This window comes from Comamonas testosteroni (assembly GCF_030505195.1).
GTDB lineage: Bacteria > Pseudomonadota > Gammaproteobacteria > Burkholderiales > Burkholderiaceae_C > Comamonas > Comamonas testosteroni_G.
On sequence record NZ_CP129672.1, the window covers coordinates 3,724,964 to 3,740,114 of the forward strand.

General features: G+C 63.1%; 16 protein-coding genes. 9 read left to right on the forward strand and 7 right to left on the reverse strand.

The annotated features are described in order from the left end of the window. Positions 1-28 precede the first annotated feature (28 nt). From QYQ99_RS17125 to QYQ99_RS17135, 3 genes are all read left to right on the forward strand, one after another. A complete protein-coding gene (locus tag QYQ99_RS17125; protein ID WP_302089254.1) occupies positions 29-1,201 on the forward strand; it encodes an L-rhamnonate dehydratase in 1,173 nt (390 codons plus the stop codon). Between the two features lie 11 nt (positions 1,202-1,212). Further along, positions 1,213-2,142: a dihydrodipicolinate synthase family protein gene (locus QYQ99_RS17130; protein ID WP_302089255.1), complete on the forward strand. Its 930-nt coding sequence runs from the start codon at positions 1,213-1,215 to the stop codon at positions 2,140-2,142. A 114-nt stretch (positions 2,143-2,256) separates the two neighbouring features. Then, complete coding sequence (locus QYQ99_RS17135; RefSeq protein WP_302089256.1) at positions 2,257-3,705, forward strand: aldehyde dehydrogenase family protein; 1,449 nt, start codon at positions 2,257-2,259, stop codon at positions 3,703-3,705. Between the two features lie 75 nt (positions 3,706-3,780). On the opposite strand, the gene QYQ99_RS17140 is transcribed toward QYQ99_RS17135, so the two are convergent. Further along, the gene (locus QYQ99_RS17140; protein ID WP_302089257.1) at positions 3,781-3,993 is read right to left on the reverse strand and encodes a hypothetical protein; all 213 of its coding nucleotides are present in this window, start codon (positions 3,991-3,993) and stop codon (positions 3,781-3,783) included. Between the two features lie 238 nt (positions 3,994-4,231). On the opposite strand from QYQ99_RS17140, the gene QYQ99_RS17145 reads away from it, so the two are divergent. Both QYQ99_RS17145 and cutA read left to right on the forward strand, forming a co-directional pair. Then, complete coding sequence (locus QYQ99_RS17145; protein ID WP_302089258.1) at positions 4,232-5,236, forward strand: 2-dehydropantoate 2-reductase; 1,005 nt, start codon at positions 4,232-4,234, stop codon at positions 5,234-5,236. A 42-nt stretch (positions 5,237-5,278) separates the two neighbouring features. Next, positions 5,279-5,653, forward strand: a complete 375-nt coding sequence (cutA, locus tag QYQ99_RS17150) for a divalent-cation tolerance protein CutA (protein WP_302089259.1) — start codon at positions 5,279-5,281, stop codon at positions 5,651-5,653. A 107-nt stretch (positions 5,654-5,760) separates the two neighbouring features. Here cutA and ftsY read toward each other — a convergent pair whose 3' ends face one another. Further along, positions 5,761-6,927 (reverse strand): signal recognition particle-docking protein FtsY, encoded by a 1,167-nt coding sequence (ftsY, locus tag QYQ99_RS17155; protein WP_302089260.1) that lies wholly within the window; start codon positions 6,925-6,927, stop codon positions 5,761-5,763. A 64-nt stretch (positions 6,928-6,991) separates the two neighbouring features. Here ftsY and QYQ99_RS17160 point away from each other — a divergent pair, with 64 nt between their 5' ends. The 4 genes from QYQ99_RS17160 (at position 6,992) to coaD (ending at position 11,157) form a co-directional block, all read left to right on the forward strand. Further along, entirely contained in the window at positions 6,992-8,425 is a 1,434-nt protein-coding gene (locus QYQ99_RS17160; RefSeq protein WP_302093203.1) for a M16 family metallopeptidase, read from the forward strand. 17 nt (positions 8,426-8,442) lie between these two features. Next, positions 8,443-9,795, forward strand: a complete 1,353-nt coding sequence (locus tag QYQ99_RS17165) for a M16 family metallopeptidase (RefSeq protein WP_302089261.1) — start codon at positions 8,443-8,445, stop codon at positions 9,793-9,795. Continuing rightward, positions 9,792-10,502, forward strand: a complete 711-nt coding sequence (gene rsmD, locus QYQ99_RS17170; protein WP_302089262.1) for a 16S rRNA (guanine(966)-N(2))-methyltransferase RsmD — start codon at positions 9,792-9,794, stop codon at positions 10,500-10,502. Before QYQ99_RS17165 ends, rsmD begins: the two co-directional genes overlap by 4 nt. Before the next feature lie 160 nt (positions 10,503-10,662). Continuing rightward, positions 10,663-11,157 carry a pantetheine-phosphate adenylyltransferase gene (gene coaD / locus QYQ99_RS17175; protein WP_302089263.1) on the forward strand — a complete coding sequence of 165 codons (495 nt, stop codon included), beginning with the start codon at positions 10,663-10,665 and terminating at the stop codon, positions 11,155-11,157. Between the two features lie 4 nt (positions 11,158-11,161). On the opposite strand, the gene QYQ99_RS17180 is transcribed toward coaD, so the two are convergent. The 5 genes from QYQ99_RS17180 to QYQ99_RS17200 all read right to left on the reverse strand — a co-directional run bounded on the left by QYQ99_RS17180 (position 11,162) and on the right by QYQ99_RS17200 (position 15,106). Then, the gene (locus QYQ99_RS17180) at positions 11,162-12,217 is read right to left on the reverse strand and encodes a zinc-binding metallopeptidase family protein (protein ID WP_302089264.1); all 1,056 of its coding nucleotides are present in this window, start codon (positions 12,215-12,217) and stop codon (positions 11,162-11,164) included. A 120-nt stretch (positions 12,218-12,337) separates the two neighbouring features. Then, positions 12,338-12,658, reverse strand: a complete 321-nt coding sequence (locus QYQ99_RS17185; RefSeq protein WP_302089265.1) for a BON domain-containing protein — start codon at positions 12,656-12,658, stop codon at positions 12,338-12,340. 73 nt (positions 12,659-12,731) lie between these two features. Then, on the reverse strand, positions 12,732-13,274 hold the full coding sequence (locus QYQ99_RS17190; protein ID WP_367882816.1) for a hypothetical protein: 543 nt from the start codon (positions 13,272-13,274) through the stop codon (positions 12,732-12,734). A gap of 163 nt (positions 13,275-13,437) precedes the next feature. After that, a complete protein-coding gene (locus tag QYQ99_RS17195; protein ID WP_003051882.1) occupies positions 13,438-13,599 on the reverse strand; it encodes a DUF1328 domain-containing protein in 162 nt (53 codons plus the stop codon). Between the two features lie 157 nt (positions 13,600-13,756). Beyond that, entirely contained in the window at positions 13,757-15,106 is a 1,350-nt protein-coding gene (locus QYQ99_RS17200) for a sensor histidine kinase (RefSeq protein WP_302089266.1), read from the reverse strand. Positions 15,107-15,151 lie beyond the last annotated feature (45 nt).

Consider the following 15,151-nt stretch of genomic DNA (forward strand, 5'->3'; position numbering starts at 1 on the left):
CTACTCACTCTTTTCTTCCGAGGTCTGTATGAAGATCAAGTCCGTCCGCGCCCGTGTCTATCAATGGAAGGGCAAGACCGTTCCGCCCCAGGGCAACTTCTGCTCCAACGCCATGGATCTGGTCTATTCCAACACCGAGTCCATGAGCACCTTCCGCTTCCATTCGTGGACCGTGGTCGAGATCGAAACCGATGACGGCATCATCGGCCTGGGCAATGTGGCCCTGGCGCCAAAAATAGCCAAGGCCATCATCGACGAGTACCTAGCGCCCCTGGTCATCGGCCAGGACCCCTGGGACTACGAATACCTGTGGCAGCGCATGTACCGCGCCACCCACGCCTGGGGCCGCAAGGGCGTGACCATGGCCGCCATCTCGGCTGTGGATCTGGCCATCTGGGACATCTTGGGCAAGAGCGTGAACAAGCCCGTGTTCAAGCTGCTGGGCGGGCGTACCAAGGAAAAGATTCCCTGCTACTACAGCAAGCTCTACCGCACCGACCTGAAAGAGATGCAGGACGAGGCGCAGAAATTCCTCGATCAGGGTTTCAAGGCCTTCAAGATGCGCTTTGGCTACGGCCCGGCCCATCTGCAGGACGGCGTGCGCGAGAACCTCAAGTCGGTCGAAGCCATCCGTGAAGTGATCGGCTACGACACCGACCTGATGCTGGAGTGCTATATGGGCTGGAACCTGGAGTACGCCAAGCGCATGCTGCCCAAGCTCGCCAGGTTCGAGCCGCGCTGGCTCGAAGAGCCCGTGATCGCCGACGACATCGACGGCTACGCCGAGCTCAACGCCATGAACATCATCCCCATCTCGGGCGGCGAGCACGAGTTTTCGCTCTACGGCTTCAAGCAGTTGCTGGACAAGAAGGCCGTCTCCGTCGTGCAGTACGACACCAACCGCGTGGGCGGCATCACGGCGGCGCACAAGATCAATGCCCTGTGCGAGGCCTATTCCGTGCCCGTGATCCCGCATGCCGGCCAGATGCACAACTACCACCTGACCATGAGCACGCTGGCCTCGCCCATGGCCGAGTACTTCCCCATCTTCGACGTGGAAGTGGGCAACGAGCTGTTCTGGTACATCTTCGACGGCGAGCCGGTTGCCGACAACGGCTTTTTGCAGCTGCGCGACGACGTGCCGGGCCTGGGTCTGTCGCTCAAGAGCGAGTACCTGGACCAGTTCGACATCATCGAATAAGGAGCCGCACCATGCCTGGACTCTCGAACCCGCGCTACCGCGGCATCTACCCGGTGGTTCCCACCACCTTCCACGAGGACGGCACGCTGGACCTGGCCAGCCAGAAGCGCTGCCTGGACTTCATGATCGACTCGGGCGTTCATGGTCTGTGCATCCTGGCCAACTTCTCCGAGCAGTTCCTGGTCTCGGACGAGGAGCGCGAAATCCTCACGCGCACGGCGCTGGAGCATGTGGCCGGCCGCGTGCCCGTGATCGTGACCACCACCCACACCAGCACCAAGGTCTGCGCCGAACGCAGCCGCCGCGCCCAGGACATGGGCGCCGCCATGGTCATGGTCATGCCGCCCTACCACGGTGCCACCTTCCGCTTTGGCGAAGCCCAGGTGCAGGCCTTCTACCAGGGCGTGTCCGACGCCATCGACATCCCCATCATGGTCCAGGATGCGCCGGCCGCAGGCACGCCGCTGCCGCCCGCCTTTCTGGCCCGCATGGCCAAGGAGATCGAACAGGTCAGCTACTTCAAGATGGAAACTGCCGGTGCAGCAAACAAGCTGCGTGAGCTGATCGCCCTGGGTGGTGAAGCCATCGAAGGCCCCTGGGACGGAGAGGAAGCCATCACCTTGCTGGCCGACCTGGAGGCCGGCGCGACCGGTGCCATGACCGGCGGCGGCTTTGCCGACGGCATACGCCCCATCATCGAGGCGCACCGCGCAGGCGACAAGGACAAGGCCTTCGAGCTGTACCAGCGCTGGCTGCCGCTGATCAACCACGAAAACCGCCAGGCCGGTTTCCTGGCCGCCAAGGCGCTGATGAAGGAGGGCGGCGTGATCGCCTGCGACGCGCCGCGCTCGCCCTGGCCGCCCATGCATCCCGAGGTGCGCCGCCAGTTGCTGGACATCGCACGCCGGCTGGACCCGCTGGTGCTGCGCTGGGCCCGTTGAGACGACTATGAATACAGGAGCTGCTAGCGCTTGTTGATTCAGGAATTCAGATACTTTTCATTCTGATATCTATGAATAACGGGCGCAGCTAGCTCCTCTATCAAGAGCATATCCATGACCCCACACCACAATCTGATCAACGGCCAGTGGACGGCTGCTGACAGCTACGCCTCCAACACCAACCCCAGCGACCTGTCCGATGTGATCGGCGAGTACACCCAGGGCGGTGCGTCCGACGTGCAGGCCGCCGTGGCCGCCGCCGCTGCTGCGTTTCCCGCCTGGTCCACTTCGGGCATCCAGGCGCGCTCCGACGCCCTGGACAAGATAGGCACGGAGATTCTGGCGCGCAAGGCCGAGCTCGGCGAGCTGCTGGCCCGCGAAGAAGGCAAGACCCTGCCCGAAGCCATTGGCGAAGTCGGCCGCGCCGGCCAGATCTTCAAGTTCTTTGCCGGCGAATGCCTGCGCCTCACGGGCGAGACCGTGCCCTCGGTGCGCCCCGGCATCGGCGTGGAGATCACGCGCGAGCCGATGGGCGTGGTCGGCCTGATCACGCCCTGGAACTTCCCCATCGCCATTCCCGCCTGGAAGATCGCCCCGGCCCTGGCCTTCGGTAACTGCGTGGTGCTCAAACCCGCCGATCTGGTGCCCGGCAGCGCCTGGGCCCTGGCCGACATCATCCACCGCTCGGGCCTCCCCGCCGGCGTCTTCAACCTGGTCATGGGCTCGGGCCGCGTCATCGGCGAAGCCCTGGTGAACCATGCCGATGTGGCAGCCATCAGCTTCACGGGCTCGGTGGGCGTGGGCCGCGGCATCGCGGCAGCCTGCGTGGCTTCGGGCAAGAAGGTGCAGCTGGAAATGGGCGGCAAGAACCCCCAGATCGTGCTGGACGACGCCGACCTGGAGCAGGCCGTAGAGCTGTCGGCGCAAAGCGGCTTCTACTCCACGGGCCAGCGCTGCACGGCATCAAGCCGCCTGATCGTCACTGACAAGATCTACCCGGCCTTCATCGAAGCCCTGCAGGCGCGCATGGCGCGCATCAAGGTTGGCGATGCACGCGCCGCCGGCACCGACATGGGCCCCGTGGTGAGCCAGGCCCAGCTGGAGCAGGACCTGGGCTACGTGGAAATCGCCAAGGCCGAAGGCGCGCGCCTGGCGGCCGGCGGCAGCCGCATCGCCTGCCACACGGGCAGCGGCAAGCAGGGCTACTACATGGCGCCCACGCTGTTTGTGGACACCGAAGCGGGCATGCGCATCAACCGCGAGGAAGTCTTCGGCCCGGTGGCCAGCGTGATCCGCGTCAAGGACTACGAAGAGGCCCTGGCCATGTCCAACGACACGCCGTTTGGCCTGTCGGCCGGCATTGCCACCACCAGCCTCAAGTACGCCACGCACTTCAAGCGCCACAGTCAGGCCGGCATGGTCATGGTCAACTTGCCCACGGCGGGGGTGGACTACCACGTGCCGTTTGGCGGACGCAAGGGATCGAGCTACGGCCCGCGCGAGCAGGGCCGCTATGCCCAGGAGTTCTACACCACGGTGAAGACGGCCTATACGCTGGCGTGATGCGCTGGCCTGCGTTTTTGCGGATTGCTGCTTCTGCCGGGCCTGGTGCCCGGCTTTTTCATGGCGCGGCGGCGATCAGTCCAGCAGCGCTGCCCTGATGGTCTTGACACCGTCGGCGTTGTCCCAGACCCCTTCTTCCAGCGCGTCGTGGATGGTCTTGTCCAGCGCGGCGGCCAGTTGCTCGCGTGTCTGGGCCGCCTGGGGGCTGGCGTCCAGCACGATGCGCAAGGCGGTGGCCAGTGCCGTGATCTGGGCTGTGAGATTGATGACGGCGGTGTTGGAGCTCATGAGTCGGTCCTTGAAATGTCGATGAACAGGGCAGCGGGCAGGGTGCGCAGTGCGGCGTGCCCAGCTGTCAACGGCCCTCAGTGTCGCGCGGGTGGATACTGCTGTTAACGTATCAACAATGAGCGGCGGCCGTGACGATCTCGCCTGGTTTCAGGGGTGGAAAGTCTTCAGGTGCTTTGCACTAAAGCGCCGGCAGCTACTGTTTTTGAGATTGATATAAGACAGGAGAGACAAGAGCATGCGTTTGAAGAGAGTCTGTATTTACGGTGCCGGCGCCATTGGCGGCTGGCTGGGCGTGGCGCTGGCCAAGGCGGGCTGTGAGCTGAGCGCCGTGGCGCGGGGCCAGACGCTGGCTGCGCTGCAGCATGGCGGCCTGACGCTGGTGCATGGCGAGGAGCGCGAGACCGTGGCCGTCAATGCGCAGCAGGATCCGGCCGCTGTGGGTGTGCAGGATCTGGTGGTGATTGCCGTCAAGGCACCGTCCATGCCCGATGTGGCGCGTGCCGTCGCACCGCTGATCGGCCCGCAGACCCTGGTGCTGACCGCCATGAACGGCGTGCCCTGGTGGTTTCTGGCTGGTGGCGTGGATGCCGGCATGCGCGGCCTGCAGCTCAGGGCCGTGGATCCGCAGGGCGAGATCGCGCGCGCCATTCCCACCGGGCAGGTGCTCGGCTCGGTGGTGCATGCCAGCTGCTCGCTCGACGCGCCGGGGGTGGTGCGCCGGCATTTCGGCAACAGCCTCATCGTCGGCGAGCCCATGGCCCTGCCCGGCGATGCGACCACGCCGCGCCTGCTGGCGCTGGCCGAGCTGCTGCGCGCGGGCGGCATCGAGGTCAGGCTCAGCGACAACATCCAGCGCGACGCCTGGTACAAGCTCTGGGGCAATATGACCATGAACCCCGTCAGTGCGATCACGGGTGCGACCACGGACAGGATTCTGGGCGATGAGCTGGTGTGCAACTTCATCACGGCGGTGATGCTGGAGGCCCGGGAAATCGGCGCGCGCATCGGCCTGCCGATTGCCGACAGTCCGCAGGACCGCCATCAGGTCACGCTCAAGCTGGGCGGCTTCAAGACGTCCATGCTCCAGGATGTGGAAGCCGGCAAACCGGTGGAGCTGGACGCCCTGGTGGGCGCCGTGCGCGAGATGGGTGCCATGTGCGGCATGAGCACGCCGTTCACCGATGCGCTGCTGGGGCTGACGCGGCTGCGTGCGCAACAGCTGGGTTTGTATCCGTTGTAACGCTCGGCGGATCGTGACGGTCTTGGGCCTAGACTAGTCGGCATGAGCACTACATCTACCCAGACCGCACCTCTCAAGTCCGCCCGTGCGCAGGACCTCCATTGGGCCACGCTGTGCGTGGTGACGACGACCGTGGGGCATTCGGCCGAGGCCGAGGACATGGCGCGGGCCCTGGTCTCGGCCAAGGCTGCGGCCTGCGTGCAGACCGAGCGCATCACCTCGTATTACGAGTGGGACGGCGTGCTGCAAACCGCTCCCGAATGGCGGCTGACCTGCAAGACCCTGCCCGAGGCCCTGGCGCGGCTGACGCAGCTGCTGCGCAGCCATCACAGCTATGAAGTGCCCCAGATCACCATGCGCACCGAGCGCTGCCTGAACGACTATGCCAAATGGCTCAAGCAGCAGGTGCAGCTCTGAAGCCTGAATAAAAAAAGGAGCGCCTTACGCGCTCCCTTATTGGATTTCAATGCTAAATCTATCTGAAATCTTTATAGATAAAGCGCTGACAGCTATAGTTTTGTGCTTCAGGACAGCAGGGCCTGGGCGAACTCGCGTGCGCTGAAGGTTTCCAGATCCTCGATCTTCTCGCCCACGCCGATGAAGTAGACGGGCACGGGGCGCTCCTGCGCAATCGCGGCCAGCACGCCGCCCTTGGCCGTGCCGTCGAGCTTGGTGACGATCAGGCCCGTGAGCTGCAGCGCATCGTCGAAGGCGCGCACCTGGGTCAGCGCGTTCTGGCCGGTATTGCCGTCAATCACCAGCAGCACCTCGTGCGGCGCCGTGCCGTCGGCCTTGTTCACCACGCGCTTGATCTTCTTGAGCTCTTCCATCAGATGCAGCTGCGTGGGCAGGCGTCCGGCCGTATCGACCAGCACCACATCCTTTTTGCGCGCCTTGCCGGCGGAGACGGCATCGAAGCTCACGGCGGCGGGGTCGCCACCGTCCTGGCTGATGATCTCCACGGTGTTGCGATTGGCCCAGACGCCCAGCTGCTCACGCGCGGCGGCGCGGAAGGTGTCGGCGGCGGCCAGCAGCACGGACTGCTCGTCGTCGGCCAGATGCTTGGTCAGCTTGCCGATGGAGGTGGTCTTGCCCGCACCGTTGACGCCGGCCACCATGATGACGGTCGGGGTGTGCTCGCCGATGGTCAGCGGCTTTTCCAGGGGCCTGAGCAAATCGGTCAGCGCATCGGCCAGCAGCGCCTTGACGGCGGCGGGCTCGGTGGTCTTGGTTTCCTTGACGCGGCGCTTGAGGTCATCGAGCAGATGCTGGGTGGCCTTGACGCCGGTGTCGGCCATCAGCAGCGCGTCCTCCAGCTCTTCATAGAGCCTGTCGTCGATTTGCGTGCCGGTAAAGACGGTGGCAATGCTGGAGCCGGTCTTGCGCAGACCGGCTTTCAGGCGTTCCATCCAGCTTTGACGGGAATTTGGGGCTTGCGGCTTTGCGGTAGGCTCTGGGGCTGCTACAAAATCCTGAGTAGCGGGCTGATCTTCGCCGGCCTTGGCCGTCGCACCGCCGCCAAAGGGCTTGCGCCACCAGGAGCTGCTGCCGTTTTCGGCAGGCGCAGCAGGCGTATCCTGTGGAGCGGGTCTGGTTTGTGCAGCAGGAGCGGGCGCCGCAGCTGCCTCGGCAGCAGGCGTGGTGTTCACCGCATCGGGTGAATTGGGCTTTTTCTTGAAAAAACTGAACATTGGCTGGTTTTTAGAATCGCATCATTCTATGAAACATGTACGCGCACTCCCTTTACTGGGCTTAATGGCCTGTTTGAGCGCTGGGGCAGCCTTGGCTGCGCCGGGCGCATCGTTGCAACCTGTGCCTGCTGCCGCCACGGCGGCCGTGCCGCAAGTGCAGCAGTTCACGCTGAAGAACGGCATGCAGCTGATCGTGCAGCCCGACCGGCGCGCGCCTACGGCCGTGCACATGGTCTGGGTACGCGTGGGCTCCATGGACGAGGTCGACGGCACCACGGGCGTGGCCCATGCGCTGGAGCACATGATGTTCAAGGGCTCCAAAAGCGTCAAGCCCGGAGACTTTTCGCGTCGCGTGGCGGCGCTGGGCGGCCAGGAAAACGCGTTTACCTGGCGTGACTACACGGGGTACTACCAGCAGATTCCGTCCAACCGTCTGGAAGACGTGATGAAGCTGGAGTCCGACCGTTTTGCCAACAACCAGTGGCCGGACTCCGAATTCAAGAAGGAAATCGAGGTCATCAAGGAAGAGCGGCGCATGCGCACCGACGACCAGCCGCGCGCCATGCTGATGGAGCAGCTGATGGCGGCCACCTTCATGGCATCGCCCTATCGCCGCCCCGTGGTGGGCTGGATGAGCGACCTGAACTCCATGACGCCCGGCGATGTGCGCGACTTCCACAAGCGCTGGTATGTGCCTGCCAATGCCGCCGTCGTGGTGGTGGGGGACGTGAACGTCAACCAGGTCCGTGCCTGGGCCGAGAAGTATTACGGCAGCATTCCTGCGCGCGCATTGCCGCAGCGCAAGCCGCAGACCGAACCCAGCCAGATCGGCGTGCGCCGCATCGAGGTCAAGCAGCCGGCCGAGCAGGCTTTTATCGCCATGGCCTATCGCACGCCCACCCTGAAGAGCGTGGACAAGCTGCAGGCCGAGGACAAGGACGCGCTGGCGCTGCTGGTGCTGTCCGCCGTGCTGGACGGTTATGACGGTGCCCGTCTGGAGCGCGCCCTGGTGCAGGGTGAAGGCCAGGCCAACGGCCGTGTGGCCGATAGCGCCGGCAGCTCGGCGAACATCATGGGACGCGGGCCCAGCCTGTTCATGCTGACCGGCGTTCCGGCCCAGGGCAAGACCGTGGCCGATGTGGAAGCTGCGCTGCGTGCCCAGATCAAGAAGGTGGCCGATGAGGGCGTGCAGGCCGATGAACTGGAGCGCGTCAAGACGCAGTGGATGGCCTCCAACGTCTATGAGCGTGATTCCGTCATGGGCCAGGCCCAGAACCTGGGCAACTACTGGATCCAGAACATGCCGCTGGATGCCGAGGACAAGCTGCTGGCCGAACTGCGCAAAGTCACCTCTGATGATGTGAAGGCCGTGGCCGCCAGATATTTTGGCGACGACCAGCTCACTGTCGGCACCCTGGTGCCTCAGCCTCTGCCGGCGGGTAGCAAGCCCCAGCGCCCCATGTCGGGCAAGGCGGATGCCGATAAATCCATGCACTGAGCGCAGCGGAGGAACCTATGAAAACTATGAAAAAGATAGCTGCTGGCGCTTTTGTAGTAAGCGCTGGAATGGGTTTTTTGACCCAATCTGCCTGGGCCTTGCTGCCGATAGAGCATTGGAGCCAGCCCAGTGGCGCCCAGGTCTGGCTGGTGCAAAGTCCCGGCATTCCCATGGTGGATGTGCAAGTGGACTTCGACGCCGGCAGCCGCCGTGATCCTGAGGACAAGGTGGGCCTGGCGACGGCCGTGGCCATGATGTCCTCCAAGGGCATCAAGGCGGCAGGCGATGCGCCTGCGCTGGATGAGAACGGCCTGGGCCAGGCCTGGGCCGACCTGGGTGCCAGCTTTGGCGCCAGCGCGGGGCGTGACAGCTTCAGCTATGGCCTGCGCACGCTGACCGAGCCCAATCTGCAGCAAAAGGCCGTGGCCCTGGCGGCACGCCAGATCGCCTCGCCAAGCTGGCCCGACGCCGTGTGGCAGCGTGACCGTGAGCGCTGGAGCGCCTCCATCAGGGAGGCCGATACCCGTCCCGGCACCGTGGCCTCCAAGGCCTTCCGCAAGGCCGTGTTCGGCAGCTCGCCCTATGGCTATCAGACCACGGTCGACAGCCTGGGCCGGATCGATATTTCGGCCATGCAGGACTTTCACCGCAAGCTGATTGCCGCCTGCCGCGCCAAGGTCAGCGTGGTGGGAGCGGTCAATCGCCAGCAGGCCGATGCCCTGGTCAAGCAGTTGCTGGGGCCGCTGCAGGCCACCAATGGCAACGACTGCCCGCCGCTGCCTGCCGTGAGCAAGGTGCAGGATCTGGAGCAAGCCAAGGTCGAGAACATTCCGTTCGAGTCGGCCCAGGCCCAGGTGCTGATCGGCCAGCCTGGCATTGCGCGCAACAACCCCGATTTTCTCGCCGTGATGGTGGGCAACCATATCCTGGGCGGCGGCGGCTTCACCTCCAGGCTGATGGAGGAAGTGCGTGAAAAGCGGGGCCTGACCTATGGTGTCTCCAGCGACTTCTCGCCGGGCCTGGATCGCGGCGCCTTCATCGTCGGCCTGCAGACCCGTCCCGATCAGGCGGCCGAGGCACTCAAGGTCTCGCAGGACGTGTTGCGCAAATTCATTGCCGAAGGTCCTAGCGACAAGGAGCTCAAGGCGGCCAAGGCCAATCTGATCGGCGGCTTTGCCTTGCGCATAGACAGCAATCGCAAGCTGCTGGGCAATGTGGCCAACATCGCCTGGAATGGCCTGCCTCTCGATTATCTGGAGCACTGGACCGATCGCGTTCAGGCTCTGACCACCAAGGACGTGAAGGAGGCGATGCAACGCATGGTTCAGCCCGAGCGCATGGTCACCATCACTCTCGGAGCCAAGCCATGAGCCGCAGTGCTATCAAGCTACACACCCCCGCAGGCCGCAAGGCGCTGGACAAGATGATTCACGAGTCCGAGCGCAAGGCGCAGGAGCTGGCGGCCAGCCGTCCGGCCCGCCCCGGAGCCAAGGCTGCCCAGCCTGCCGCTGCCAAGCCGGCAGCCACGGGGGCCGGTGAAATCCGCATCATCGGCGGGCAATGGCGTCGCACGCGTCTGGCCGTGGCGCAAAAGCCCGGTCTGCGGCCCACGCCCGATCGGGTGCGCGAGACCCTGTTCAACTGGCTGGGCCAGGACCTGAGCAACTGGAAATGCATCGATGCCTTTGCGGGCACGGGGGCGCTCGGTTTCGAGGCCGCATCGCGCGGCGCCAGCAGCGTCATCATGAACGAGCAGGATGCCGCCCTGGTGCAGCAGCTGCAGCGCCTTCAGCAAAAGCTCGATGCCCGGATGGTCAAGGTGCAGCGCGGCGATGCGCTGAGCTGCCTGAAGACCGTGGCAGGGCAGGATCTGATCTTGCTGGACCCGCCCTTCGGGCAGACCGAGCTGTTCGAGCCCGCGCTCAAGGCCGCCACGGCGGCCTTGAATGAGGGCGGCTTCATTTATCTGGAAGCTCCCGAAGCCTGGGCCGAGGATCGCTTGCTGGAAATGGGGCTGGAGCTGCACCGCTATCTGAAGGCCGGCGCCGTCCATGCGCATCTGCTGAAAAAGCAGTAAGGCTTTGCTGCCGCACCGGGAGCTGCAGGCGCTTCGAGCAGAGGCGTCGGCAGCTCTTTTTTGCATGGGTCAACGCTGCGAAGGCCTGAATGCATAATCTCTTGACGCTGCACTGCAGCAACCCTCACCCTCATCAAGACCCTCAGGAGAGAGATAAGCCATGAGTCAGGACCTGATTGCTGTTTACCCCGGAACCTTTGACCCGATCACGCTGGGGCATGAAGATGTGGTGCGCCGGGCTGCACAGCTGTTTGGCAAGGTCATCGTGGCCGTGGCGGCAGGCCATCACAAAAAGACGCTGTTTTCGCTGGAGGAGCGCATTGCCATGGTGCGCGAGGCCTGCGCCAACTATCCGCAGGTGGAGGTGGAGAGCTTTGACGGGCTGCTGGCGCATTTTGTGCTCGCTCGCGGCGCCAAGGCCATGGTGCGCGGCCTGCGCGCGGTAACCGACTTCGACTATGAGTTCCAGCTTGCCGGCATGAATCGCACGCTGATGCCCGAAGTGGAAACCGTGTTCCTCACGCCCAGCGATCGCTATCAGTTCATCAGCTCCACCTTTGTGCGCGAGATTGCCACGCTCAATGGCGATGTGGACAAGTTTGTCTCCAAGGGCGTGCATGAGCGCCTGATGCTCAAGGTCGGCCGCAAGCCCTGAGCTTTCAGCTGCCCTGGCCCGCCAGCCTGCTGCGATAGCTGCTGATGGTCTCGTGGACAAAGCGCAGCTTGTCCCAGGCCGGGCCCGAAATGGCGAATGGATAGGCGTCGCCATGGCCCAGGCTGCGGTTGAGGCTGTTGTGCAGCAGCGTCAGCGGCACCCACTGGGACTGCATCACCGAAAAATCGGGCGGCACCGGCCCCAGCGGGTTTTGAATGAGCTGCTGGCCGCTGCTCGGGATGTCCGGCACGGTAATGCAGGTGCCGTAGCTGGCTGCGGTCTCCAGCAAATCCACCATGTGCAGATAGTGAGCCCAGGTTTCGGCCCAGTCCTCCCAGGGGTGGGCCGTGGCATAGGCACTGATGAACTGATTGCGCCAGCGGTTGTCCAGCGGGTCCTTGCCGTAATGGCGCTGCAGCGCCTGGGCATAGTCCTGATTCTCATCGCCGAACAATGCCCTGAAGCGCTCCAGATGCTCGCTGTTCGCTATCAGCTGATCCCAGTAGAAATGTCCCGATTCGTGACGCAGATGTCCTGTCAGTGTGCGATAGGGCTCTTGCAGGGCCTGGCGGCGTTTGGCGCGCTCGTCGTCGTCTGCCTCGACGACGTTGAGCGTGATCATGCCGCTGGCGTGGCCGGTCATGACGGGATTCTGGCCGGGCAGGTCTGCGAGCAGGGAAAAGCGCGGCTCGGTCACGCGGTGCCCATGCGGGTCCAGCAGGCCCAGCTTGGCCAGGGTGTAGAACAGCCTGCGCTTGACGCCCTCGATCTTGGCCCAGCGCAGCTCATTGGCGGGATCGCTGCTGTCGGGTAGCCATTCGGTCTGTCGGCAGGAAACGCACAGCGGCTGCGGGTCTGAAGCCTCGATCGCAAAATTGCACAGGCTGATGTTGTGGCGGTGGGCGCAGGGGCGATAGCGTGCGTCGGGGGCCCCGGCCGACGCAAGAATGCCGACGCGCAGCTGATCGGGCAGAAATGCCTGGCTTGCGCCGCAATGCACGCATTGCAGGCTTTCAAAATAGATCAGGTGCCCGCAGGCCTCGCAGTTGAAGACTTGCATCCGAACACTTTAATGGCGAAGTCAGCCGCCATGTGTAGGAAAAAACAAAGCCAGCTCAAAAGCTGGCTTTGTGGCGGGAAGCGAGGCCCTCAGAAAGAGCCTTGCTTCATGCGTGCATCATCAGGGCCTGACCACGATGCTGTTGCGCACTTCACGCACATGCTTGGTCGTGCGGGCAATTTCGCCGGCCCGGGCTTTTTCTGCTTCGGATTTGGCAAAGCCCGACAGCTGCACAGTGCCGTTCATGGTTTCGACGCTGATGGCGGTTGCCGAGACATTCTTGTCTTCGGCCATCTTGGCCTTCACCGCCGTGGTGATGCCCGCGTCGTCCACATAGGAGCCCACAGTCTGCTGGTCACGAGCCACCGAACAGGCCGTGGTACCCAGCACGGTCGTCGCAGCGACCAGACTGAAAGCCAAAGCACGAGACAGATTCTTCATATGGTTCTCCCTTGGTTTTGAAAAGGCGCAGAGCACGCCTGCGAAAGCCAGGAACGTCAGCACGTTCCAAGAGTTACTTCCTGCGCGAGCGGCCCAGAAAGAAGGCCGTCGCCAGGGCCGCGCCGGTCGCAGCGGCGATCAGCACGGAGCGCCCGGGTTGTTCGGACACATACTTGGTGGTCGCATCCGCTGCGGTGTTGAACTGACGGCGTGCGCGGTGCGAGTTGTCGGCCCAGAAGTTGATGCTGCGCTCGGCCAGATCCTGTGCGCGGTTGGCCAGGTTGTCGATCAGCGGGTTTTCGCTGTCGTCGAGATTGCGCATGTGACGCCCCGAGGAGTCTATCGCCTCGGAGGCCGTGCGCCTTGCGCGGCGTGCGGTGTCTTCCACCTTGTCGGCAACATCCTCGGCCACGTCGCGTGCTTCGTTGACCATCTTCTGGGCGGCCTGCTTGCCTGAGTCCACGGCATCTTGCGCAGCGTCGGCCATCTTGTGCGCAGCATTCTGGGCGGACTGGGCGGCGTGCTTTGCCGTGTCCTTGACATCAGCCGCCACATCCTTGGCGGCGCCCTTGAGATCTTCAACCGTGTCCTTGGCGTCTTTTACGGCTTGGCTCATTGTTTGGAACTCCCTGAAATCTAGAAATTTTCGTGACAGCGTGTGCAGTAACGCCGGTCTGCGGAACTCTGCCTCCAGGAGGCAGAAGTTGAGAACGATCATGGCGAATACTGGTGGTTTGTGCAATGTGCATGAACAAAGTTCTACACATTCGGTGGCTTGGTCATTTCTTCACGAGGCCCATCAGGAAGGTGATGACGGCCATGACCAGAAAGACGAAAAACAGAATCTTGGCAATACCGACGGCGCTGGCCGCAATCCCGCCGAAACCGAAAACTGCAGCGATCAAGGCAATCACCAGAAAGACAATGGCGTAGTGCAACATGGTTTTCTCCTTTCGAATGCAGACCGACAGCATTGCTGTGCGGCCATGTATTGACTGTAGAGAACTGAGCAGCCCAAGCTTGACGGTGAGCTTCTGTCACCAGGGTCGGGGTATTTAGGGACAGTCATGTAGGACTGCGTTGACCTGCGCCCCGAGTTCAGGTGTTTGCCAAGGTCAAAGGAATGACTGCCGAGATAGTGGTTCCCTTGCCGGGCTGGGATGCCACGGTGAGCCTGCCGCCAACGGCTTCGACACGGTGTTTCATGCCTGCCAGACCATGGGAGTTGGGGCGCATGCTGGCCGGCTCGAAGCCTTGACCATCGTCCTGGATCTGCACGGCCACATAGGTGGGATAGTTGTGCACCGTCACGATGACATGGCTGGCCTTGGCGTATTTTCCGATGTTGGTGAGGGACTCCTGTACGACGCGATAGACCGTCAGCTGCGTGGATTCAGGCAGGTCCACTTGCTCCAGGCTGCATTCCACCTCGATGTTGCTGCGTTCACCGAATTCTCGGGTCAGGATTTCCAGGGCGGTGGTCAGGCCCAGGTTGGACAGAGAGGAGGGGCGGAGGTCCTCGATGATGCGGCGTTTGAGTGCGATTCCGCTGTTGAGCGTCTCGATCAGATGGGTGATGCGTTCGGAGACGTCGGGTATCGAGGTGTCGATCTTGGATTTCAGGCGCGCCACGTCCAGTTTCGCGGCGGTCAGCAGCGAGCCCAGTTCGTCGTGCAACTCGCGTGCCAGGTGCGCTCGCTCATCCTCGCGTACCTGCTGCAAATGAGTTGCCAGCTCGGTGAGGGCCGCCGTGCGGTCGCGAACGACTTCCTCCAGACGATTGCGTTCATCGCGCTGAATCTCCTGCTCGCGCTGATGTGAGTGCTGCAGCGCATTGGCCTGTCGCAAATACATGAAGAAGCCCAGAATCCCCAGTGCGGTCACTGTGGCAATTCCCAGGCGTGACAGGCCCAGCGTTTGTTCGATATCCGCGAGATTGGACTTGACGCGCTGGTCGATGCTGTCCATCAGGGTTTTGATGTGGCCCCGTATGGCATCCATGTTTTCCATGCCTACGTCGGTAAACATCACAAAGCGCCACGCTTCATCGTTGCCCTGGCGATAAAGGCGCAGGCTCAGCTCCATTTCGCTGGTCTTGCGCTCGACCTGGCGGGCCAGCGGCGTGAAGGTGGCCAGCTCTTTGGGGTCCATGATGAAGATGCCGCGCAGGTCATCCATGCTGCTGCTGATGGCGGCGGAGGCCGAGTTATAGGGCTCGAGATAGCGCTCCTCTCCTGTCAGCAGGTAGCCGCGCAGGCCGGTTTCCGCATCCAGCATTTGCTGCATCAGCAAATTGAGCTTTGCTCTGGTGGCTTGCGTCTTGGTGAGCGTGTCCAGAGCATGCAACGAGCGCTTATAGCCTGCCTCATTAATGCTTACCATTAAGACTGCCGCAATGACTGCGATCGTCAGGCTGACTGCAATTTTGCGGATATTGGTCCAACGCATCTACATCCTCTCACCTACAAGGCAATTACCTGATATTCTGCATAA

Bases quoted from the DNA above. Each gene is read 5' to 3' on its own strand.
- ftsY (WP_302089260.1), bottom strand. From the start codon at position 6,927: ATGTTCAGTTTTTTCAAGAAAAAGCCCAATTCACCCGATGCGGTGAAC.
- QYQ99_RS17130 (WP_302089255.1), top strand. From the start codon at position 1,213: ATGCCTGGACTCTCGAACCCGCGCTACCGCGGCATCTACCCGGTGGTT.
- rsmD (WP_302089262.1), top strand. From the start codon at position 9,792: ATGAGCCGCAGTGCTATCAAGCTACACACCCCCGCAGGCCGCAAGGCG.
- coaD (WP_302089263.1), top strand. From the start codon at position 10,663: ATGAGTCAGGACCTGATTGCTGTTTACCCCGGAACCTTTGACCCGATC.
- QYQ99_RS17165 (WP_302089261.1), top strand. From the start codon at position 8,443: ATGAAAACTATGAAAAAGATAGCTGCTGGCGCTTTTGTAGTAAGCGCT.
- QYQ99_RS17160 (WP_302093203.1), top strand. From the start codon at position 6,992: ATGGCCTGTTTGAGCGCTGGGGCAGCCTTGGCTGCGCCGGGCGCATCG.
- QYQ99_RS17195 (WP_003051882.1), bottom strand. From the start codon at position 13,599: ATGTTGCACTACGCCATTGTCTTTCTGGTGATTGCCTTGATCGCTGCA.
- QYQ99_RS17145 (WP_302089258.1), top strand. From the start codon at position 4,232: ATGCGTTTGAAGAGAGTCTGTATTTACGGTGCCGGCGCCATTGGCGGC.
- QYQ99_RS17135 (WP_302089256.1), top strand. From the start codon at position 2,257: ATGACCCCACACCACAATCTGATCAACGGCCAGTGGACGGCTGCTGAC.
- QYQ99_RS17125 (WP_302089254.1), top strand. From the start codon at position 29: ATGAAGATCAAGTCCGTCCGCGCCCGTGTCTATCAATGGAAGGGCAAG.
- QYQ99_RS17180 (WP_302089264.1), bottom strand. From the start codon at position 12,217: ATGCAAGTCTTCAACTGCGAGGCCTGCGGGCACCTGATCTATTTTGAA.
- QYQ99_RS17185 (WP_302089265.1), bottom strand. From the start codon at position 12,658: ATGAAGAATCTGTCTCGTGCTTTGGCTTTCAGTCTGGTCGCTGCGACG.
- QYQ99_RS17200 (WP_302089266.1), bottom strand. From the start codon at position 15,106: ATGCGTTGGACCAATATCCGCAAAATTGCAGTCAGCCTGACGATCGCA.
- QYQ99_RS17140 (WP_302089257.1), bottom strand. From the start codon at position 3,993: ATGAGCTCCAACACCGCCGTCATCAATCTCACAGCCCAGATCACGGCA.
- cutA (WP_302089259.1), top strand. From the start codon at position 5,279: ATGAGCACTACATCTACCCAGACCGCACCTCTCAAGTCCGCCCGTGCG.
- QYQ99_RS17190 (WP_367882816.1), bottom strand. From the start codon at position 13,274: ATGAGCCAAGCCGTAAAAGACGCCAAGGACACGGTTGAAGATCTCAAG.